This window comes from Paraburkholderia sp. JPY419 (genome assembly GCF_050435705.1).
Classification (GTDB): Bacteria; Pseudomonadota; Gammaproteobacteria; order Burkholderiales; family Burkholderiaceae; genus Paraburkholderia; species Paraburkholderia youngii.
Map to the genome: position 1 here is coordinate 207,248 of NZ_JBNDKV010000001.1, position 19,564 is coordinate 226,811.

A 19,564-nucleotide genomic window follows, 5' to 3' on the forward strand; every position below is an offset into this window, starting at 1 on the left:
CGTTTTCTCGACCTGGTCCGTGTATGCGCGCGGGTATCCAGCCGCACAGGGCTGCGATGGGCATGTCGAATGCTTCGCTACTGGAGCCGAGTCATCCCAGGGAGAGCGAATCATGCGACAAGTTGCGACAAACATGCTGATCGCGCTATCGGCCATTGCGTTGATGGCGGGCGCATCCGGCTGCAAGCGGTCGGCCGAGAACGGCCGCATCTCGACGGGCCAGATGAGCAGCGGCGTGATGAGCAATTCGGCGAGCCCGCGTGGCACACCCGGCGATAGCGACGCGGCGAAGCGTGCGAACGGCGAGGCGGGCGCGGCAGCGAGCGCATCGCCCGCCGCGAGCCACGCCGCGGCGGTCCACAGCACGCCGGCGAGCGGGGCGTCCGCGACGCAGTAGGCGTCGCTCAGGCCCGGCGCATCGCAGAACTATTCGTCCAACGGATCGGGGTCGCCCAATGCGGAGTCGATCGCGCGCTGAGCATTGTCGACGGCCTCGCCGATCGCAGGCTTGCCGCGCAGCGCGGAGCGCGCATGCCGCGGAGCGGTCCAGTCTTCGAGGTCGCGAGCGTCGGTACCAGTGCGATCGATTCGCGTGGTGATCGACGAACCGCCGGCCGGGTCGTCCTCGACGAGAACGGTGATGGTGAAGCCGCGGTGGAGATGAACTTCCTGCATCGACGGTTCTCCTGGCTGGTTCACTTTCGGGGCAGCATGCGCCGTTCCACGCGCTCGGAGGCTCCTGCTCTTATCGATTTCGTCCCGGTTTCGCCTGAATAGAACGGGACGCGGAACCGCGCGCAGCAGGTGACTCAACGAAGGCCCGCTTCAAAGGCTATGCCGCGGGCTCCTCGTGCCGCACGTTGACCATCCACGGCACGCCGAAGCGGTCGATCAACGTACCGAAGCCGCTGGTCCAGAAGGTCTGCTGAAACGGCATCGTGACCTGTCCGCCATCCGCCAGCGCGTTGAAATATTTCTCGCCGGACGCCTGGTCGTCGGCGGTGACCGACAGGCTGAAGCCCGCATGCACGGTATCGCCGCCGCGGCAATCGCCATCCGACATCAGCACGTGTGTGTTACCGATGGCGAGCGTCGCGTGCATGATCTTGTCGGCGTGTTCGGGTGCGACCGGGCGAGCGGGATCAGGCGGCGCGTCTTTCGCGCGCAGCTTCAGCAACTCCTGCGCGCCGAGCGCCGAACGATAGAACGCAATGGCTTCCTCACAACGGCCATTGAAGAACAGGTAGGGTTGGATTTCCATGCTGGTTTCCTGAGACGGGCGGGGGTAGCAGACGATTCTATCAGCGCGATTTCGCGGACGGACGGCTTTCGAGCCTGCGATCAAGCAATGCCTGCCGCGCTTCAGTGTGCCCCCGCTTCATGCCTTCCCGGCATGATTGCCGCCATTGGCTGGATAAGCCTCCTGCAACGCAATCGAGCCGGTTTCCAGCAGCGATTTGAGGTTGGACATGATCTTCGGCCAGCCGCCCGACACCGCCTCGATGAACTTCGACTGATCGCGCTCGATCGTATGCGTGAGCGTCAGCTTGACCGCCGTTCCGCTCGGTTCGAGCTCCATCGTGCAGCGCGAATCGCCTTCGGCCTGCAGCTCGGGCCGTTTTTGATGCCGCCAGCGAATCACGAGGCGCCGCGGCGGCACAGCCTCGATGATCTCGCCCGCGTCGAAAGTCTCCCCCGCGCTCGACACGAGTTTCCACGACGAGCCCGCTGTCCATTCGCTATCGCAGTGCATGCCGAACCAGTACTGCTTGATGAACTCCGCGTCGGTGAGCGCCGACCACAACTGTTCCGGCGTGGTGCGGATATAGGTCACGTAGACGAATGTGGATCTAGTCATTGCCTTTCTCCAGGCGTCGTTTCAGGGAAGAGAGCGCCTTCAGGCGCGGTTTTTCGAACTTGGCAATCCAGCGCTCGTAGATCTGCTGCAGCGGCACTGGATTGAGGAAGTGCAATTTCTCGCGCCCGCTGCGCACCGTCACGACGAGGTTCGCCGCTTCCAGCAGGCCCAGATGCTGCGTCACGCCTTGCCGCGTCATGTCGAGGTGCTCGCACAGGTCGTTCAGGGTCTGGCCGTCGTGCGCATGCAGCACGTCGAGCAGCTTGCGCCGGCTCGGATCGGCGAGGGCTTTGAATAACAGGTCTGTGTCGTCGGGGAGCTCGGCCATGAACGGCTATAGGCAAGTAATCTGTTGCATTTACTATAGGCAAGAGATTGCTTGCATGTCAAGGAGAGTGAGGAAGCCTCGTAGGTCCCATATGAGCGCACAACTGAACGGAAACAATTAAGTCGGTCGGAGAACAATTAAGTCAGTCGGGCCTAACGATAATTTTTCTCTCTATCCAGCATGTTTCAAAAGTGATCCTTGCTTTTACGCAGCGAACCAGCGTTTTGCTCGCCTTCAGGACGCGCGACGACTTATGCTTTACCTGGTAACCCGATAAAAAGTGCATATCGATTGCGCCAAGAGGATAGGCTTGCCAACTGGGTTCAGGAGCCAGAGAAAACATTTGTTTCTTGGCTCGATGGTCAGCGCGCCCCTGAACGGCAGTTCCGCAAATCGTCGCAGGAGGCATACACCTCAATTTTTGCAATTTGGGTCCGGCATTTGGCGGACCGCCGACTAAACGTGTTGGAGGCGACGCCCATGGACGCCACCGGGTTCTTCGACACGCACGTCCTTGAACCAGTTTCGCGTCGTCGTTACCGCCAACTGCTAGACAAGGTATACCGGTATCTCTTGTCATGCCGACTGATACAAACAAATCCGCTTTCGCTCGAAATCGCCAAGGAGAGCCCGCCCGACGTCCCGCCTCCGGCATGGCTGGAAGGGGCTGAGCGCGACGCGTTGACTAGCAGGCTGCGTGAGAAGGATGGAAGGGAGGGCGTGACCGAGCGATGGCCGCACTTCTTCTTGGCGCCGGCTTGCGGGCGAACGAATTGATCCAACTGCCAGTGAGTTGCTTCGATGAACGTCGTTACGTCGTGCGAGTTGTACCGGAAGGTCCGCATCGCGCACACACCACGCGCGTGCTTCCGGACGGGCCATGGAGAGAATGGCTGGATCAGTGGCTTATGGAGCGCGTAAGTCTTTCTATCCCCGGTCCGCTGCTTTGCCCCGCCACGCGCAAAGGCAACGCTCTTTGTCCATCAGCGCTGTATCGGCGAGTATCCGGCTGGCTCAAAGACGCCAACGTAGAAGCGCAGCGAGGCGGCGCGGGCGTCTTGCGCAATACCTTTGTACGAAGCGCACTGACGTGTGGTCGGTACTCGCTGGCGGAAGTGCAGGAGTTCCTCGGTCACGAGTTTGTCCGGTCAACCGCCCGCAGCGCCCCATCAACCGCGAAGAACCTTGTTGCAGAAGCAAAGGCGGTCGAGCGATTGGCAATTGCTGCACAGGAGGCGCAGTCCGCGTCGCTCGCCTTAAAAGCTCATTTCCGAAAGTCGCAAGAAGGAACACCGGCCGCGCCGCACATAGCTCGGCTGACGGTTGCGGCCCAAGAATTGCAGGCAGCGCGAGACGACCTGGATGCCTTGCTTACAGGCGTGGATGTGCCTCGTTAGCCTTTCGGTATCCCTTCGCTAAAGCGACGATGCATCTCTGCGCCCGGACACGAACGCATCGTGAGAGGTGGCCTCACTTGTTCGGACAGTCTTCTGAGATTTTTAAGTGGAATGTCCGGGGCGGTCATGCTGCCAATTTGATTGCAGACAGCGTCGCGAAGTATGCCTCATCCGGCGTGCGGTCTTCCAGACTCGAATGAGGTCGTCTCTGGTTGTACAGATTGATGTAATTGCCGATTGAGCGCCGGGCGTGGCCGACCGATTCATAGGCTTTCAGATACACCTCTTCATATTTCACGCTTCGCCACACGCGCTCGACGAAGACGTTGTCTCGCCAGGCACCTTTGCCGTCCATGGACAAGCTGATGCCCCGGCTAAGCGCGGCCTCGGTGAACCCTGTCGCGGTGAACTGGCTGCCCTGGTCTGTATTGACGATCTCCGGTTGCCCGTACTTCGCGAACGCTTCTTCCAACGCCTCGACAGCGTGTATCGCCTCCATCGTGATCGCTACGCGGTGGGCCAGTACCTTCCGGCTGGCCCAGTCCACCACGGCGGTCAGATACACGAAGCCGCGCGCCATCGGGATATAACTCGTATCCAGTGCCCAGACCTGGTTTGCCCGATTGATCGTCATGCCCCGCAGCAGATACGGCCAGATCTTGTGCTGCGCATTGCGTCGGCTCGTGTTCGGCTTGCAGTACAGCGCCTCGACACCCATGCGCTTCATCAGCGTGCGCACGCGCCTGCGGCCAATTTCGTGTCCCTCGCGACGCAGCAGTCGCGCCAGCCTCCGCGCTCCGGCAAACGGAAACTCCATGTGCAGTTCATCGATCCGGCGCATCAGCAACTGGTCTGCCTCGCTCACCGGTTGCGCCCGGTAATACACGCTCGATCTTGCGATACCAACGAGTCGCGCCTGCTGCGAGACCGGCAATGCATGCGTACGATCGATCATCGCTTTGCGCTCAGCAATCCCGCTTTGTTGAGCGCGCCGCTTAAAAAATCGTTCTCCAGCGTGAGCTGGCCGATCTTCGCATGTAGCTCCTTCAAATCGACTTGCGGCTCGCTCGACGCCGTGCCGCCTGCGCCAAACACGTCGGCGGCACGTTCCTGCAACTGCCGCTTCCATTCGGTGATCTGGTTCGGGTGCACATCAAACTGCTGCGCCAGTTCAGCTAGCGTCCGCTCACCCTTGACCGCCGCCATCGCCACTTTCGCTTTGAACGCGGCTGAGTGCGTCCGTCGGGTTCTCTTCGTCATCTTCAAGGTTCCTTTGCCGGCATTATGCCTGGCTCAAGCCCCGAGCGTTCCACTTGCCCGACTGTCCGAATTTGCGCGGCCACCTCTGTTCGATGTGGTCGCGCCGGCGGCCGTTGTCTGGCCGAGGCCGCCGTTCGAATGTCCGCGTGAAAGTTCGTGCCACGGACCGCTTATTGCCGAACGCGGAAATCCATGGGCAGAAGATGCAGGGCGCGTCGCCCTGATGGGCGAACTTCCGCAGCCGACCCGATCCGGCCACTCGGCCCTGCGTCACTTCACTGGCCGATTCCAAGCGTCAACAGCCATCCGCCAGCGAATGCCCCTGATCTTAGTTGTCAGCTCCACGTCCATTACACCGAAGCCTGTAAGCGGTGCGAAACGAATCAGATTTGCAACGCTTTTTGCAGATGAAAAGAGCGAAAGCACTTTTCTCCGTCGTGCACGCCGATCGAGCTCGACGACTCCTTGATCGTTTCGGAAGTCCGCGCGCAAACGTTCTCCGTCTGTCAAATATGATTCGATAGTGAAACATTTCTTGCTCTTTCGTCAGGGGCGATCGACCTCCAAGGGTTCATATAGCGCGACGCGTGGCCGACAGATACGAGGTGGCCTATAGCTTGCGTGATTCTTTCTCAGAAAAATCCCGCTGGACGAGAGATTTTGTCCGGCAAACGTAACGATTCAGAAGAAATCGCTCGTGATCTTCTCAAGCATTTATCGGGGATAAAATGAATAAAACCGGATTTGTCCTGCGCACCTTATTATTGGCAACTTGCGTGGCGGGTTATTCAATCGCTGAACTCTATGCGCGATTTGCTCGCGAGTTTCCCGGGGCAACGGATGGAAGGCACGCTCGAGGGATATTGTGGGCTAGGCATGCACTACGCAATGTCTCAGAAAAATAACGAGGTGAGTTTTTCTCGGTACGAGATACTGGCAGCCATTGAGCGAGAGAAATTCCAGCATCAGAAATATGCCCAAGAAGCGTTTGAGATCGGGCTTTCCCAAATTTGAACGAAGGCCGCGGGCGCCCGACGTTCCCGCTAATGCAGGGTCCGCTGCATCTGGAGAAGCTACGTGACCTAGTCGATAATTAACATAAAATTCGAGGAGCTTGATATGAACAATCTAAGTCAAGCGGCACTGAAATCCGCAGCCGAAATGGTTCAAGGACTTTATGGGGATTTGAGCGATCTCCCGCGAGAATTGGCCAATACTATCTGCAATATATATATTACCTGTCATTTGTCCTGCTTTCCCACCGCTCCTACAAAGAATTATTGGGACCCTACATTGGGACCTCAAAGGGCGCTGATGTGGATATGGAACAACTGCTGGCCTTGCGAAAGCGATCCACGATCGACCTTTATAGCATAAAGGATGAGATCTTTGCATTGAGGCAAATGCGGGAAGCGGCATTCAACATGGCGGCTAAGGCGGTTTACAACTATTGTTTGACAGTGACGCTCGACACGTACAAGTACGGAATTGAAAATTCCGATAAAAAAACGCCAGTCCGCCGGGCGCTCGAGCGAAAATTTAAAACTCCGCGCGAAATTCCAAATCTTATAAATTTAATGAACGCTGCTGGCTACAGGATCTGAGCGCGTATCTTTGCCGGCATTTTTCTATGGCATATCTAATAGCCGGAGAGTACCGCAGCTAGGCGACTCTCTCGGGCCGGGGTCTGTCATGTGGTGTAGTGGTCAAGCTCAGGTTGTTTTGGCGCGCAAAGTGAAACGACCCCGCGTTGGCTCAATAGACCCAGCAGCCGAGCGCTTACGGGGCCGCTGAGAGGTCAGCGAGTTAACGGCAAACGCTGCGACAGCCTGATAAAAGGAGAAATCAGTGACCGCGGTCCTGACTGACTCTGACAGAATGACGACTTGCCTGGATGGCTACGTCGCAACCCTGGTCGCAAGGGGTCCCATCGTGCGCGGGAGCCCCGCCACTCGCGACATGCTGAGTGCTCGTGACACTGAAAAATTCCTTACCGTTGTCGGCGACGACGAATTTTTGCGTCAGCGTATTGCCGTTCGGAAAAGCGACGCGCAGCTCACCGGTACAATCCGCATTCAGAGTGTAGGAGAGAGTTTCCTTAGCGAAAGAATCGCCGGCCGCTACCCCGTTGAGTACAGTAAAGTCCTCCTGCGTGCCTGTTCCGGCGCCGTCAAATGTCGCCAAGGAAACGTTGTCGATAAGAACGGGAGGGACATAGCGATGGAGTACCTGATTTGGTGCGGCCCCTGTGAGGATTCCCAGCTGCTCCGCGTGAAGTTCGCCGCCGTATGCGCCTTTCAGAGTCGCGATTGTGCACCCGTCGTGATCCCCAGCGTGGGCCAGGGTGCTCAGTGACAGCAATGCAATCGCGGCTGCCACTCCCTTATTGAAGAAACAGTCAGACATGTTCATCTCCTTGTTCCCTAAATCGGAATAACGAAAGTGTTAAAGGGCCTCTGCGTCCGTTTCGTGGCCTCACTGCCGTTGCAGGGATCAACGTTGTGATAGTGAATGCTCCGCCAGGCGGCTATTGCTCCCGGTGTCGGCAGACACTGCTTCCCGTTGATTGAGGTTTCGTCGCGCGCGATGCCACCATCAACCCGAGGGCACGGGTTTGCCATGACGGCAATCGCACTGGCCTCCCCGCTGCGTACACGTGCCCTCGGCATCAGTTACCGTGGTACAGATCCCCTTGCAGCCTGGCCATTTCTCCGGATTTCTCGGCACGGACCATCTCGTCGTAGACCTGCTGATGTGTGATCCTCATTGGAGAACCCGAGGCGGTACCGGACATCTGCGGCGTGCCGCCGACGTCCTGTGCGGCGGGAGGTGTTATATCTTGGGGAACAGTTTTGTCTTCTTGCGCTGATGCATGACCAACGATGAGGACGACCGCGCAGGTCGCCGCGATACGAAGCGTTTTCATGTCACGTACTCCCAAAATGTTTCGGTCCGAACCTTGCTGTCAAGGATTCTTAAGTTGGCCGGGGGACAAGAAGAAATCACATCGGTCGGGAGGTTCGTTCCAGTGGTCGTCAATCGGCAGGGGCTGGTAGGCAAAAGCCGAAACGACGCCACCGATCAGAACGCCTGCTCCCACGAGCACGGCGAGCACAAACCGTCTGAGCCTCATCACAACCTCCTTGTCCGTGTAGGGCCGCAGACGCCTGGATGGCGGCGGCATGGTCAGAAGCCATCAAATTGGTTGGGGTGGGGAGTGGGAAGTCTTCGTACCAGTGGTCGCCAATCGGCTGGGCCGGGCAGACAAACGTGCGGAACCGACGCCAGCCACCAGGCGCGCCTCGATTAACCCGCGATTGTTCGGAAAACCGGCAGTGCGCGTGTATGCACTGCGTGTTCCCCACCGTTCGATAATAGTGTGGTACTCGTAATAGGCATGCCAGAAGAGAAAAATTCGAATTATCGCGCGGTGAATTACGCCCTCGTTGTGTGGAATTATGCTGCATTATTCCGCCGTGTAACCTTGTCAGTTGTAGCTATATCGATTATTTGGTGTTCGGTATCAAATGCTCGTTAATGGGCGAACAAATGTTCGGTGTCGCTTTGCGACTATTCGTTACAGTTACTTCCTAGGACTACAGGCACACGCCGGTAACGGATAAAGGTCGACGCGACAAAAACGCTGCGAGTGCCGAATGTCGCGCGATGGGCGAGCCGTGCTCGAGGCCAGGACAAGTTGCTGGTACTGCGTGGCGCCGCGCACCGGCCCCAAACTTACCCTCGATTGTGTCAGCTCTGACCGTCTTCTACCCAGCTCCCCGGCACAGCCGCCACAAATCTCAAGGGGGTTGACCCTGCGGGGACCATGAACATTTGTTCGGGAGGTAACGGAACATTTGTCCATCGACTTGCTGGGGGCCCGGTAGCACAATGGAACGCATGCTGCGGCAGATCTTGGGAGGCCTACGGTGGCGTCCTGCAATCAAACACAAGGTGTTTCTGCCGCGGACGAAAAGACCGGGGTCAGCACATCACTGAGCGCAGGCAAAACTGCTCACGAAATCGGGCGCCGCAGATTCGTTGAACTTTTGAATCTTGTTCGGGAACCGGTTGCGGCACTCAGTACCGAGCAGAATCTCCTTGTCAAACGCGAGTTATTGGAATCACTGTCGCGTCGAGCGGTATATTGGATGGCGTTAGTGTTGTTCGGAAGCTTGTTCGAGCTCAAACATGGATATTGGCTCAGGACGCCACATGTTTATCTTTTGTTCCGTACCGCCTGGATCTTCGGACTGTGGGGCTTGGCCGCTCCCACGGCATTATATTTACTGACAAGGACCATGGCGCTGCCAAAGCACGCTGGCGACAACGCGGTCGAGCGGATGCACTGGGCATGGGCTGCATTGATCATGCTGACATCGTTGTGGTGGGCCGCCGGTAGCTTTGGATTAATCCCCCCCCAATTCCAGTATAGTGGTGTTGGTTCCGGCAGGTATGGCTTCCTGGAACTGACGCTAATCAGCGATACCTTTACTGTGCTGCTGCTCGCACCTAGTCTTCGTGCAACTTTAGGTTCACTCGTGCTCGGCGCTATCGCATTCGGGTTTAGCGTGGGAGAGATTCTGTTAATTAAACGGCCAGGAATGTTTGACTGGTATATTGGTCAGCTAATTGGCTATTGTCTCATCGCGTGGGTGCTTTGTTACAATCAGAAGCGCGCATGCGTAAAAGAGCTTATTCTCGAGGAGGCGCGATCGCAGGCCGAAGCGGCAACGGCGGAGAAGAACCAATTTATCGCCGCGATAAGCCATGATATACGCCAGCCACTCACAACGCTCGGCTTGAAGTTGAACTATATCGAGCGGAACATTGAATCAACCAGGCTGGCCGAAGACGTCTCGATCGCGCAAAGGCAAGTGGATGCGATGGAAGGAATGATTAACGGCACACTGGATATCTGCCGCCTCGAGTCCGGCACTTGGAGCGTAGAAATTCAGGAGGTGGTGCTGCCCTCCCTTTTGCACGGCATAGTTGCCGATATGCAGCCACTGGCCCAGGTGAAGGGGCTAAAGTTAAAAGTCCATAGCCGGCCCTATCTGACCCATACGGATCGGCATGCGTTGGACCGGATCGTCCGGAACATGGTGAGCAATGCGGTCCGCTACACGCCTTCCGAACAGGGAGGAAAGAAGGGGCATATTCTGGTGGGTTGTCAAAGGCGTGGCAACCTCGTAAAGATAAGCGTCTGGGACAACGGGATCGGTATCCCTGAAGATAGACAGCGGGATATCTTCAAAAGCTACGTACAGGTCGATAATCCCGAGAGGGATCGCGAAAAGGGATTCGGTCTGGGTCTGTCCATCGTTCAGGGTCTCGCGAACCTTCTTGGTCATGAACTGGACGTGGACTCGACACCAGGGCGGGGATCGCGCTTTTCGGTTACTGTCCCCTTCGCAGGACGCATACCGCCAGGGTTGTTCGAGGTTCACACGGTTGAAAACGGCGACGTGGACTTGACCGATATGGTAGTGGCAATCATCGAGGACAATAGCGACCTGAGAACCGAAATATCGATGCGCCTGATCGAGCATGGCTGCTACGTCGTGGCGGGAGAATCATCATCCGACGTCATCGAGCAGCTGCGTATCGAAGCTTTGGCAAGTGGTCCGCACTTCATCCTTTCTGACTACCGGCTGAAAAACGAGGACGGTATTGCCGCGATTGCGGCAGTCCGCGCTGCTACCGACGCTTCGATCCCTGCGGTCCTGTGGTCGGGGGACACGTCGTCGGCTGTGCTCAAAAAAGTAGCCGCCAGTGGCATGAAACTTTTGTCGAAACCGGTCTCGGAACAGACCTTACTGACCTTGCTGGCAAAACATAGGCCAAAAAAGACATCGACCGAAGGCAGGTGAAGGTGATGGCAGGAACATAGAGTGGTGAGTGAGCAGAATTCTTCACGACAGTGCCCTATCTGGTCCCCTTATGCCGGCCAGCGCTTCCTGATCTTCCCTGGTGCAGGTACCGACGAAGGTTCGATGTGCATGGCCACAACGAACAGGAGGTGCAGGTAATCAAGTTGGCGCTCCAGGCAAGCCGGGCGGGGTGCCATCTGGAGTGCATCCGGACGGGACCGGATCGTCTGCTGCAATGATGGAAGTCGCAAGAGCGTGGTTCGCCTGGCGTGCACCACGAACTTTTGTTCGGCATGTACCGGAACGCCTGTCCGTCGACTTGCTGGCGGACCGGTTGCACAATGGAGCGCATGCTGGAGCTGATGCTCGGAGGCCTTCTATGGCGTCCTGTACTCGAACACGAGGTGATTGCGCCGCGGACGAAAAGCCCGGGGTCAGACCGTCACTGAGCGCAGGCAAAACGGCTCACAAAATCGAGCGCCGCACATTCGTTCAATTTGTGAATCTTGTTCGGGAACCGGTTGCGGCACTCAGTACCGAGCAGAATCTCCTTGTCAACCGCGAGTTATTGGAATCCCTGTCGCGTCGAGCGGTATATTGGATGGCGTTAATGCTGTTCACAAGCCTGATCGTCTTGAAATTTGGATATTGGATCAAGACGTCGGACGTCTATCTCTTGTTCCGTGTCGTCTGGACCTTCGGACTGTGGGGGATAGCCGCTCCCATGGCAATATATTTACTGAAAAAGACAATGGCGTTTCCAAAGCACGCTGGCGTCAACGCGGTTGAGCTGATGCACTGGGCATGGGCTGCGTTGGTCATACTGACATCGTTGTGGTGGGCCGCCGGTAGCTTTGGGATAGAGTCACTGCCACCCATTCTCCCGCCCTGGGTCGCTGATAGTCATATTATTTTTCGCAGGGTCTTCTTCCTGAGGCTGACGCTGATCTGCCATGTATTTACCGTGCTGCTGCTCGCTCCGAGTCTTCGTGCAACCTTAGGTTCACTCGTGCTCGGCACTATTCCATTCGGATTTAGCCTGGCAGAAACCCTGTTACTTAAACGGCCAGCTGTGCTTGAGTTGCTTACGGCTCAACTGATTGGCTATTGTTTCATCGCATGGGTGCTTTGTCATAACCAGAAGCGCGCATGTGTAAAAGAGCTTATTCTCAAGGAGGCGCGATCGCGGGCGGAAGCGGCAAAGGCGGAGAAGAACCAGCTTATCGCCGCGATAAGCCATGATTTACGCCAGCCACTCACAACGCTCGGCTTGAAGTTGAACTATATCGAGCGGAACATTGAATCAACCAGGCTGGCCGAAGACGTCTCGATCGCGCAAAGGCAAGTGGATGCGATGGAAGGGATGATTAACGGCACACTGGATATCTGCCGCCTCGAGTCCGGCACTTGGAGCGTAGAAATTCAGGAGGTGGTGCTGCCCTCCCTTTTGCACGGCATAGTTGCCGATATGCAGCCACTGGCCCGGGTGAAGGGGCTGAAGTTAAAAGTCCATAGCCGGCCCTATCTGACCTATACGGATCGGCATGCGTTGGACCGGATCGTCCGGAACATGGTGAGCAATGCGGTCCGCTACACGCCTTCCGAACAGGGAGGAAAGAAGGGGCATATTCTGGTGGGTTGTCAAAGGCGTGGCAACCTCGTAAAGATAAGCGTCTGGGACAACGGGATCGGTATCCCTGAAGATAGACAGCGGGATATCTTCAAAAGCTACGTACAGGTCGATAATCCCGAGAGGGATCGCGAAAAGGGATTCGGTCTGGGCCTGGCCATCGTTCAGGGTCTCGCGAACCTTCTTGGTCACGAACTGGACGTGGACTCGACACCAGGGCGGGGATCGCGCTTTTCGGTTACTGTCCCCTTCGCAGGACGCATACCGCCAGGGTTGTTCGAGGTTCAAGCGGTTGAAAACTGCGACGTGGACTTGACCGATATGGTAGTGGCGATCATCGAGGATAATAGCGACCTGAGAATCGAAATATCGATGCGCCTGATCGAGCATGGTTGCTACGTCGTGGCGGGAGAATCATCATCCGACGTCATCGAGCAGCTGCGTATCGAAGCTTTGGCAAGTGGTCCGCACTTCATCCTTTCTGACTACCGGCTGAAAAACGAGGACGGTATTGCCGCGATTGCGGCAGTCCGCGCTGCTACCGACGCTTCGATCCCTGCGGTCCTGTGGTCGGGGGACACGTCGTCGGCTGTGCTCAAAAAAGTAGCCGCCAGTGGCATGAAACTTTTGTCGAAACCGGTCTCGGAACAGACCTTATTGACCTTGCTGGCAAAACATAAGCCAAAAACATCGATCGAAGGCGGGTGTGCAAGTGATGGCGGTGGAACGTAAGGCGTCGGGTCACCGAGATCTTCACGGCAGTCCCCTAGCTGGCCCACTTCGACCGGCCAGCTCTGCACTGACTTTAAGTGCAGCTTCAACGCGGTTTCCGACCTGAAGTTTGTTGTAAATAACACAGGAAACCTGTCGGACATGTCCCTCGGAGACATTAAGCTCTCTTGCGATCTGTTTTCCTGAGAGGCCACCTGCAATGCGACGCGCCACGTCCCACTCTCGTGGGGAGAGTCCAAGATGATGCTGATTCCGGATAACCGATGGCGCTTGTGTCGGGCAGGCAAAACGCATCAAGACCTCTTCCGGAATCCAGAGTTCACCTTCTAAAATCCTGCTCAGTCCAATGAACATTTTTTTGTGCTCGCCTCCCTTCAAAATGATTCCTCGAGCAGCGTAGTCACGCACATCCGCAAGATTTCAACTTCATCATCGTTTCCAGGAGCGAGTCCCGTGCAGATGACCACGGGAACATTGCATGGATTGCCAGCCTGGAAATGTTCAAGTGTCGTGACGCCACGGTTCTCACCGTCCAGATTGAGATCCAGGAATACGAGGTCTGGGGGAGGTGCCTTGCTTAATTCTTCAAGCGCGCTGGCAAGCGTGAATACGGGTGTGACTTCGATTGGGGCTACGCTCAACTCCGATGCGTGTGTTTGGACATATTCGGAAAGAGCAACGCAAAGAATTTCGTGGTCATCGACCCATAGAATTTTCATGGCCGCTTCCCCCTCAATATCTCAGAGAAAACAATCGATCGCGGGCTATGTCGGTGCGCGGCACCGCTTGATAGCTAACTTGAACACTGGCATTCTCCGACCGTCGAAATTCGTAGCGAGCTCCGACGCGTACCGCGCTCAACGCCGCAACAACCACAACAGCACGGAGACCACAGCCGAAATCACGACGCACGTGACGATCGGGAAGTAGAAATTGAATCCATCTTGAACGATATGAACGTCGCCCGGCAGCCGGCCGAACGGGATGCGGGCGAGCCAATGCCATCCGAGGCCGACAAGAATGCAAAGAATGCCAACAACGATTAGGAAACGGTTCATGGGGCGCGGTCACGCACGGTAGCCGATGCGGTCATCATAGGCCCACCCAGCCGCGCCTGCCAGAGCCGCTGCGCGGGCGCACCCTCCGACGACTATCTGATCCCTTGCGGCACGACAGACTCTTGACGACCCGTTGCAGCCGGTCGAGCAGTCTCTGTCCTAAGGGTAGGTATCGGAGTGGAACGGTCATTCCGTGCCGTCGCTAGGAGGACAAGTCATCGGCCTCTGCGGAGGCTTAGACCCGTGAGTTCGTGAGGCGGCTTAAGCCGTGCAAGGATGACGTCTTGCTCGACCTCGAACGTAAGTTTGATTTCTCCATAACCAATCAGCTTGTCGTTCACCAGATCGAAAGGAAGCGCCCGCAAGATTAGGATGTTTCCAGAACTCGTTTTGCCGCACTGAGCCATCCACATAGGGCCGATGCGGTGGAAGCGGTGCGGCACAATGCATTCGCAGCCTGAAGGGCATGCGCTCGAAGCCGTCCGCGCTACAGAGCATCTCGTACCGTACTGGCCTGACTCTGGGTAATCGACCCGTTCGCCGACGGCTTTCGCACCATTGCGGTCAGTACCGGCGGAATCACCGCGTGGTCGGCGGGCGGTCGCTCGTGAGCCGATCGGGTGATCCCATAATTAGACATCCAGTAGCGTGTGACCGACGGCTCTACACCCAACGCCGTTCAGTTGAGCGGCGACGATTTTCGAAAGTAGACCTACCGTCTGGTGACGCCATATACAGAACTGCGCCTTAGTCCAACCAGTCATTGACACGGTCCCGGACATCATTCGGCAATCTGAGGCCGCTTTGATCGAGAGCTTTACGACTTACGCTGAATGCAACTGACTTCGTCAGCGCGATGGGCAATTCTGCCGGGTTCGCGCCCCGCAGAATCTTGTCGACATAGTCGGCGGCGCCACGGAACCCTTCTTGATGACCGGGACCAATCGCCATGAGACCTCCGGCCAGCACATATTCACGATCGGTGTAGACGCATGGCAACTTATACTGCTCCGCGAGGGTCGCTATCGCAAAACGTTGCGAGTTGATGAAGCTATCAACGGCATTCAGGAGCCCGTCCGCACCAAATTTTGCCGCGTTCCGGAACGCCGGTTCGACGTCCGACGGCGCACGAACGTCAAGCTGCAGCACCGCGATTCCGACCGCCTGCGCCTCTGCGTACAGGATCGCAAACTGAGCCTGATTACTTGCGTTGTTGCCATTCGTAAGCATCGCCAGTCTGTGCAAGCCCGGAACGACTTTCCGCAACGTTCGCAGCCGTTCACCGATCAAATGCGGAGCATACATAGTGGTACCCGTCACATTCGTGCCGGGGCGTTCCAGGCTCTTGACCAAGCCCAGGCCGACAGGATCGTTCACGGCGGCCATCACGATCGGAATGGAGTGTGTCGCCTTCCGTGCCGCGACAGCAGCAGGCGCGTTGGTTGCGACGATAATGTCGACCTTGGAGGCGACTAGCCCGGCCATGATTGGTGCATAGTCGTCATCCAATGTAGCAGTTCGGTATTCGATGTTGATGTTGCGGCCCTCGCCATAGCCAAGAACCGTAAGCTCTTTCTTGAAGATGGCGAGCCGATCTGGACTTGCGTTAACGTTGGCGACCCAGGCCATCATCGGAATGTTCTGAGCCGTGCCTTGACTAACGGAGAGCGCGGTGACGAGCGCGATCACACGACAGCTTCGAGCCAAGATAGACATCGCCAGCACCATCATTCGGATTGCATGCCATTTGTTTTAAGAACCGCCGTCGCTGGCCCCGATAGAAACCGAACGCGTGTTCGTCGGCTGGGCCAAACCGAGCTTGAGTCAATGTCCGGTCTCGACGCATCTTCGCCCGAACCCGAAGTCCAGCGCAAGCGCATGTGCGGCGCGCCCGACTCGACTGGCGAGCGCCCGTAGCCGAAGAAGAGCCGACGTTCGAACGTCCGCCTGTACGTCCGGTCGAATGTCTCTAGCTGGCCGACTGCCGCCCGATGCGGTCGGCTCTAGTCGACCCCGCTAGGGATGTAGAACTCGGCGCTTTGGCGCTTTCTGTGCGACAGCTTTGAGCGGTACAACAGTCATCCCTTTAAAGGAAGCCGCCGCCGCATCCCAGACCGGGGCGTGCCCCAATATCACGGGTGGGCCGTTGAAGCGGCAACGCTGGGCTTTAGCACTGTCATCACTATCTCGTGAACAGCTTGCTTCGCCTCCCTTGCCGCCTGTTCGTCGTACGCCGTCGTCACCCCGCGCTCGACACAAGGGTCATTGTATGTAAAGGGCTCCCTCGTCCGGGCGTTGACCAGCAGCCCATTCTCCAGCTCGATCGTCCTGCAATTTCTAGTCGTTTGTGCCTGCGGAAGCTGAACCGGCTGCCTGAGAGCAACCGAGTCGAAGACATGATTGGCCCTTGGGTACTCGGTCAACTGAACATCGTTACCTTTTGCCGTTAGTCGTTCTACGTATGCGCGGCATGGAGCAACTGGGTTGTAGTCGTCTGCGCTGCCCTGGAATATTCTTACTGGTTTCACAACCAGCTCGTTATCTTCACGATACGTGTAGGTGCAGTCTGGATAGAACGCAACATAGGCCGCGAATTCTGTCCCGGGTGAGGCATGCAATCGTTGGAACCGCTTCAAGCTTGCATAGAGTGCATTTTGACCGCCTCGCGAAAATCCCATGACCATGATCCTTGCCGGGTCGATCCTGGGGTGTTTCGAAAGAATTGCGAGCGCGCGGTAGGCGTCCTCGGCTTGCGCCAGACGAGGCAACTGAGCCTGATCGTTGTTTGTGTTGATGATGCCGCGTCCGGAGAAGCTATCCAAGACGAAAGTGGCGACGCCCATTGCGAGTAGATCCTGCTCCCAGTCGGTCACCGAACTGCCAATTCCGCCTGAACCGTGCAGCAGGAGCACTAGCGGTAGTCGCTCGACCCCGGCCTTGGGAAGTCGAAGTTCGCCCGCGATCGTGACCGGTCGCCCGTCCTCGAGACCGTTCAGGAATTCCTGATCCGTCATCGTGACAGACGGGACCGGAATGACCTCGGTCCGAACCACTTGCGCCAGTCCGGCTCTCGACAGACACGCGAGCGCAAATAGGAAAGCAAATTGGGCAACGAAGCCAGTAATTGCCGCCTTCATGGCGCCCCCTTCTTCAACTTCACATCGCGCGAAAGTTCGCAGCGTCGGCTCCCAGGTATTCTAGACAGAGGATCCCTGACCGCCAAACTGCTCTTGTCGTACGGCCGTCTCAGTTACTGAGCAGTTGTTGGTCAACGTCCACCGGTCGCCGCTAACAGGGTTCGACAGCAACAGGCTGTGACAGGCAAACCGACATCTTCGGCGTGGTCGGACCGCGCAGCGTGACTATCCGGGCCGAGGGGTGTGGCGAGCATGTTCAACTGGAGATGGCCGTTCACTAAAATGCGGATTCAACCGGTCGACGCAACACCAGGGAATCCTGGCGCAGACAGGTGGAATACGGCCGGCACTACGACGTCGTTCCAGACTGGCGTTGACGTTGGCCGAGCGCGAGGAGATTTCACGCTCACTGGGTAGCCGGGGACTCGATCCGTTCGGTGGCCAGCAGGCTTGGACGGGCACCGTCAACCATCAGCAGGGAAATCCGGCGAAATAGCGGATCTCCAGGCTATCGGGCAAACCACGCCGATGCGCTTGCCTGGGATCGTGCCCGTCGCCCGAAGGAATGCAAGCTCGTCAGGAATCTGGAGCTCGCCCGCGTCGTGGCGGATAAACTCCAGTTGCAGTGGTCGCCCGAACAGATTGCCGGCTGGCTCAAGCACTCTTACGCGGTCAACAAGGACTATCAGGTGTCGCACGAGACGATCTACCGGAGCCTTTATATACAGGCCCGCGGTGCGCTAAAAAAGGAATTGCTGGAGCATTTGCGACGAACGCGAGCAATGCGTCGTTCACGTCATCACACCATGAAGACGGACGACCACGGCAGAATCTGCGACACCGTATCGATCAGCGAACGCCCCGCGACAGCTGAAGACCGTGCGATACCGGGACATTGGGAAGGCGATTTGCTGTTTGGCAGCGCGAACAGCCAGATTGCTACTCTCGTCGAGCGCCAGACCCGCTACGTCATGCTGGTGAAGATCGCCAGCAAGGATACAGAGACCGTCGTCAACGCTCTGATAAAGCATGCGGGCAAGCTGCCTCAGGAGCTGTACAAATCCCTGACCTGGGATCGGGGCAAAGAAATGGCTGGCCACAAGCGCTTCACCGTGGCGACCGACATCAAAGTCTACTTCTGCGATCCGCAGCATCCCTGGCAACGTGGCTCGAACGAAAACACGAATGGGCTTCTGAGGCAATACTTCCCGAAAGGTATCGATCTCGCTTCCTATTCACAGGCCAGGCTCAATGCCGTGGCAAGGCGGCTCAATGAGCGTCCCCGAAAAACACTAAACTTCGACACACCGGCCGAACGATTTCATCAAACCGTTGCGTCGACCGGTTGAATCCGCAAAGTAAAGCGGATCTTTGAGCGTCCATCCGAACGTGCTGGCGAGTGGCCGGTAGTGGCCGGACAGCGCCCGAGTGCCGTCCGGCCGCCTGTCGTTCAAACCTCTGTCTGTTCGGCCATCTCGAGAGCGTCGTCGACCTCAATGCCAAGGTAGCGAACGGTACTCACCAGTTTTGCGTGGCCGAGCAGCAACTGTATCGCCCGCAGGTTCTTTGTGCGCCGGTAAATCATCGACGCTTTCGTTCGACGCATTGAATGCTTTCCGTAAGCTGTTTCGTCGAGCCCGATCGACCGTATCCAGCGATGGACAAGGCGTGCGTATTGGCGCGTCGAAAGATGGGCTGAGCCGTGAATGCGGCTTGGGAAGAGATAGTCACTCGACGACAGTCCCGCCTCTCGAATCCACGCAGCGGCGCTCTCCCGGGTCTGTTCAGTGATTTCAAACTGGACCGGCCGCTGGTCTTCTGCTGCATTACGGTCGCCCTTGGTGCCACACGTGAGCCAAGACAGATATCCCTCACTCGCAATTTCGTTAGATCGCACGCTCTCAACTTGCTGTCGATCGCGAGGTTGAACAGCGCGAGCTCGCGCGCTCTTCCAGCAAGCTGCAGGCGGATACGGATTCCCCAAATCTCCCTCAGCTTCAGTGGCGGCTTCTGCCCCGTCAGCTTGTCCTTGTTCCACGGTACACCGCCGACGCCCGGGTTGATGGTGGCTTCCATGACGATTCTCCTTTCGAAGGACTGGAGAATCAGTCTGCACCCAGGCGCCGCCGGGCATAACCCGACCCGGAGCGGACCGTCGGCGTGACGAACATCATTGGCGCATCTGGAAGTGAAGCGGACATTCCTCCTTCAATGTCCATGGACGCATCCCGGTGGCTCCAGCGACGACGCTGGCTTTGCTAGCGGAGATTACGACGGGCGCGTCATTTAAC

At 57.3% G+C, this 19,564-nt stretch carries 18 protein-coding genes and 2 pseudogenes; 7 read left to right on the forward strand and 13 right to left on the reverse strand.

The features are described 5' to 3' along the window. The first annotated feature begins 112 nt into the window (after positions 1 to 112). Positions 113 to 397, forward strand: coding sequence for a hypothetical protein (locus QFZ91_RS00970; protein WP_176380468.1), 285 nt, complete (start codon positions 113 to 115; stop codon positions 395 to 397). Positions 398 to 426: 29 nt separating this feature from the next. Here QFZ91_RS00970 and QFZ91_RS00975 read toward each other — a convergent pair whose 3' ends face one another. From QFZ91_RS00975 to QFZ91_RS00990, 4 genes are all read right to left on the reverse strand, one after another. Next, positions 427 to 675, reverse strand: a complete 249-nt coding sequence (locus QFZ91_RS00975; RefSeq protein WP_176121607.1) for a hypothetical protein — start codon at positions 673 to 675, stop codon at positions 427 to 429. Between the two features lie 157 nt (positions 676 to 832). Further along, positions 833 to 1,261, reverse strand: coding sequence for a VOC family protein (locus QFZ91_RS00980; protein WP_429565907.1), 429 nt, complete (start codon positions 1,259 to 1,261; stop codon positions 833 to 835). 117 nt (positions 1,262 to 1,378) lie between these two features. Next, positions 1,379 to 1,858: an SRPBCC family protein gene (locus QFZ91_RS00985; RefSeq protein WP_176380470.1), complete on the reverse strand. Its 480-nt coding sequence runs from the start codon at positions 1,856 to 1,858 to the stop codon at positions 1,379 to 1,381. Further along, positions 1,851 to 2,186, reverse strand: a complete 336-nt coding sequence (locus QFZ91_RS00990) for an ArsR/SmtB family transcription factor (protein ID WP_176111653.1) — start codon at positions 2,184 to 2,186, stop codon at positions 1,851 to 1,853. The genes QFZ91_RS00985 and QFZ91_RS00990 overlap by 8 nt, the downstream gene beginning before the upstream one ends. 731 nt (positions 2,187 to 2,917) lie before the next feature. Here QFZ91_RS00990 and QFZ91_RS00995 point away from each other — a divergent pair. Beyond that, positions 2,918 to 3,583, forward strand: coding sequence for a site-specific integrase (locus QFZ91_RS00995; RefSeq protein ID WP_429565908.1), 666 nt, complete (start codon positions 2,918 to 2,920; stop codon positions 3,581 to 3,583). 124 nt (positions 3,584 to 3,707) lie between these two features. Here QFZ91_RS00995 and QFZ91_RS01000 read toward each other — a convergent pair. Then, a protein-coding gene (locus QFZ91_RS01000) for an IS3 family transposase (RefSeq protein WP_429566626.1) occupies positions 3,708 to 4,843 on the reverse strand; the annotation gives its coding sequence in 2 pieces (ribosomal slippage) (positions 3,708 to 4,579 and positions 4,579 to 4,843; 1,137 coding nt in all). An 804-nt stretch (positions 4,844 to 5,647) separates the two neighbouring features. On the opposite strand from QFZ91_RS01000, the gene QFZ91_RS01005 reads away from it, so the two are divergent. Together QFZ91_RS01005 and QFZ91_RS01010 are read left to right on the forward strand one after the other, a co-directional pair. Beyond that, a complete protein-coding gene (locus tag QFZ91_RS01005; RefSeq protein WP_429565909.1) occupies positions 5,648 to 5,857 on the forward strand; it encodes a hypothetical protein in 210 nt (69 codons plus the stop codon). Between the two features lie 308 nt (positions 5,858 to 6,165). Beyond that, positions 6,166 to 6,447 (forward strand): hypothetical protein, encoded by a 282-nt coding sequence (locus QFZ91_RS01010; RefSeq protein WP_429565910.1) that lies wholly within the window; start codon positions 6,166 to 6,168, stop codon positions 6,445 to 6,447. A gap of 241 nt (positions 6,448 to 6,688) precedes the next feature. Here QFZ91_RS01010 and QFZ91_RS01015 read toward each other — a convergent pair whose 3' ends face one another. Then, positions 6,689 to 7,255, reverse strand: coding sequence for a hypothetical protein (locus tag QFZ91_RS01015; protein ID WP_429565911.1), 567 nt, complete (start codon positions 7,253 to 7,255; stop codon positions 6,689 to 6,691). A gap of 256 nt (positions 7,256 to 7,511) precedes the next feature. After that, the gene (locus QFZ91_RS01020) at positions 7,512 to 7,769 is read right to left on the reverse strand and encodes a hypothetical protein (RefSeq protein WP_429565912.1); all 258 of its coding nucleotides are present in this window, start codon (positions 7,767 to 7,769) and stop codon (positions 7,512 to 7,514) included. 1,003 nt (positions 7,770 to 8,772) lie between these two features. Between QFZ91_RS01020 and QFZ91_RS01025 the strand changes: the two genes are divergently transcribed. Beyond that, the gene (locus QFZ91_RS01025; protein ID WP_429565913.1) at positions 8,773 to 10,716 is read left to right on the forward strand and encodes an ATP-binding response regulator; all 1,944 of its coding nucleotides are present in this window, start codon (positions 8,773 to 8,775) and stop codon (positions 10,714 to 10,716) included. Positions 10,717 to 10,951: 235 nt separating this feature from the next. Continuing rightward, positions 10,952 to 13,078: an ATP-binding response regulator gene (locus tag QFZ91_RS01030; protein WP_429565914.1), complete on the forward strand. Its 2,127-nt coding sequence runs from the start codon at positions 10,952 to 10,954 to the stop codon at positions 13,076 to 13,078. Between the two features lie 21 nt (positions 13,079 to 13,099). Here the strand turns inward: QFZ91_RS01030 and QFZ91_RS01035 are convergent, their stop codons facing one another. The 5 genes from QFZ91_RS01035 to QFZ91_RS01055 form a co-directional block, all read right to left on the reverse strand. Then, on the reverse strand, positions 13,100 to 13,432 hold the full coding sequence (locus QFZ91_RS01035) for a response regulator transcription factor (protein WP_429565915.1): 333 nt from the start codon (positions 13,430 to 13,432) through the stop codon (positions 13,100 to 13,102). 20 nt (positions 13,433 to 13,452) lie between these two features. Continuing rightward, entirely contained in the window at positions 13,453 to 13,797 is a 345-nt protein-coding gene (locus QFZ91_RS01040; protein WP_429565916.1) for a response regulator, read from the reverse strand. A 138-nt stretch (positions 13,798 to 13,935) separates the two neighbouring features. Continuing rightward, positions 13,936 to 14,136, reverse strand: a complete 201-nt coding sequence (locus QFZ91_RS01045; RefSeq protein ID WP_429565917.1) for a DUF2905 domain-containing protein — start codon at positions 14,134 to 14,136, stop codon at positions 13,936 to 13,938. Between the two features lie 747 nt (positions 14,137 to 14,883). Beyond that, positions 14,884 to 15,867 carry an ABC transporter substrate-binding protein gene (locus tag QFZ91_RS01050; protein ID WP_429565918.1) on the reverse strand — a complete coding sequence of 328 codons (984 nt, stop codon included), beginning with the start codon at positions 15,865 to 15,867 and terminating at the stop codon, positions 14,884 to 14,886. A 401-nt stretch (positions 15,868 to 16,268) separates the two neighbouring features. Beyond that, positions 16,269 to 17,273: a dienelactone hydrolase family protein gene (locus tag QFZ91_RS01055; RefSeq protein WP_429565919.1), complete on the reverse strand. Its 1,005-nt coding sequence runs from the start codon at positions 17,271 to 17,273 to the stop codon at positions 16,269 to 16,271. 241 nt (positions 17,274 to 17,514) lie between these two features. Here QFZ91_RS01055 and QFZ91_RS01060 point away from each other — a divergent pair. Continuing rightward, positions 17,515 to 18,622 (forward strand): annotated as a pseudogene (locus QFZ91_RS01060) (IS30 family transposase). 101 nt (positions 18,623 to 18,723) lie between these two features. Here QFZ91_RS01060 and QFZ91_RS01065 read toward each other — a convergent pair. Beyond that, positions 18,724 to 19,349: pseudogene (locus QFZ91_RS01065) on the reverse strand (tyrosine-type recombinase/integrase). Positions 19,350 to 19,564: the final 215 nt, after the last annotated feature.

Coding starts and splice junctions, on each gene's coding strand:
- QFZ91_RS00985 (WP_176380470.1), bottom strand. CDS start 1,858: ATGACTAGATCCACATTCGTCTACGTGACCTATATCCGCACCACGCCG.
- QFZ91_RS01050 (WP_429565918.1), bottom strand. CDS start 15,867: ATGATGGTGCTGGCGATGTCTATCTTGGCTCGAAGCTGTCGTGTGATC.
- QFZ91_RS01020 (WP_429565912.1), bottom strand. CDS start 7,769: ATGAAAACGCTTCGTATCGCGGCGACCTGCGCGGTCGTCCTCATCGTT.
- QFZ91_RS00970 (WP_176380468.1), top strand. CDS start 113: ATGCGACAAGTTGCGACAAACATGCTGATCGCGCTATCGGCCATTGCG.
- QFZ91_RS00980 (WP_429565907.1), bottom strand. CDS start 1,261: ATGGAAATCCAACCCTACCTGTTCTTCAATGGCCGTTGTGAGGAAGCC.
- QFZ91_RS01055 (WP_429565919.1), bottom strand. CDS start 17,273: ATGAAGGCGGCAATTACTGGCTTCGTTGCCCAATTTGCTTTCCTATTT.
- QFZ91_RS01010 (WP_429565910.1), top strand. CDS start 6,166: ATGGAACAACTGCTGGCCTTGCGAAAGCGATCCACGATCGACCTTTAT.
- QFZ91_RS00975 (WP_176121607.1), bottom strand. CDS start 675: ATGCAGGAAGTTCATCTCCACCGCGGCTTCACCATCACCGTTCTCGTC.
- QFZ91_RS01040 (WP_429565916.1), bottom strand. CDS start 13,797: ATGAAAATTCTATGGGTCGATGACCACGAAATTCTTTGCGTTGCTCTT.
- QFZ91_RS01045 (WP_429565917.1), bottom strand. CDS start 14,136: ATGAACCGTTTCCTAATCGTTGTTGGCATTCTTTGCATTCTTGTCGGC.
- QFZ91_RS01035 (WP_429565915.1), bottom strand. CDS start 13,432: ATGTTCATTGGACTGAGCAGGATTTTAGAAGGTGAACTCTGGATTCCG.
- QFZ91_RS00990 (WP_176111653.1), bottom strand. CDS start 2,186: ATGGCCGAGCTCCCCGACGACACAGACCTGTTATTCAAAGCCCTCGCC.
- QFZ91_RS01005 (WP_429565909.1), top strand. CDS start 5,648: ATGCGCGATTTGCTCGCGAGTTTCCCGGGGCAACGGATGGAAGGCACG.
- QFZ91_RS00995 (WP_429565908.1), top strand. CDS start 2,918: ATGGCCGCACTTCTTCTTGGCGCCGGCTTGCGGGCGAACGAATTGATC.
- QFZ91_RS01015 (WP_429565911.1), bottom strand. CDS start 7,255: ATGAACATGTCTGACTGTTTCTTCAATAAGGGAGTGGCAGCCGCGATT.
- QFZ91_RS01030 (WP_429565914.1), top strand. CDS start 10,952: ATGATGGAAGTCGCAAGAGCGTGGTTCGCCTGGCGTGCACCACGAACT.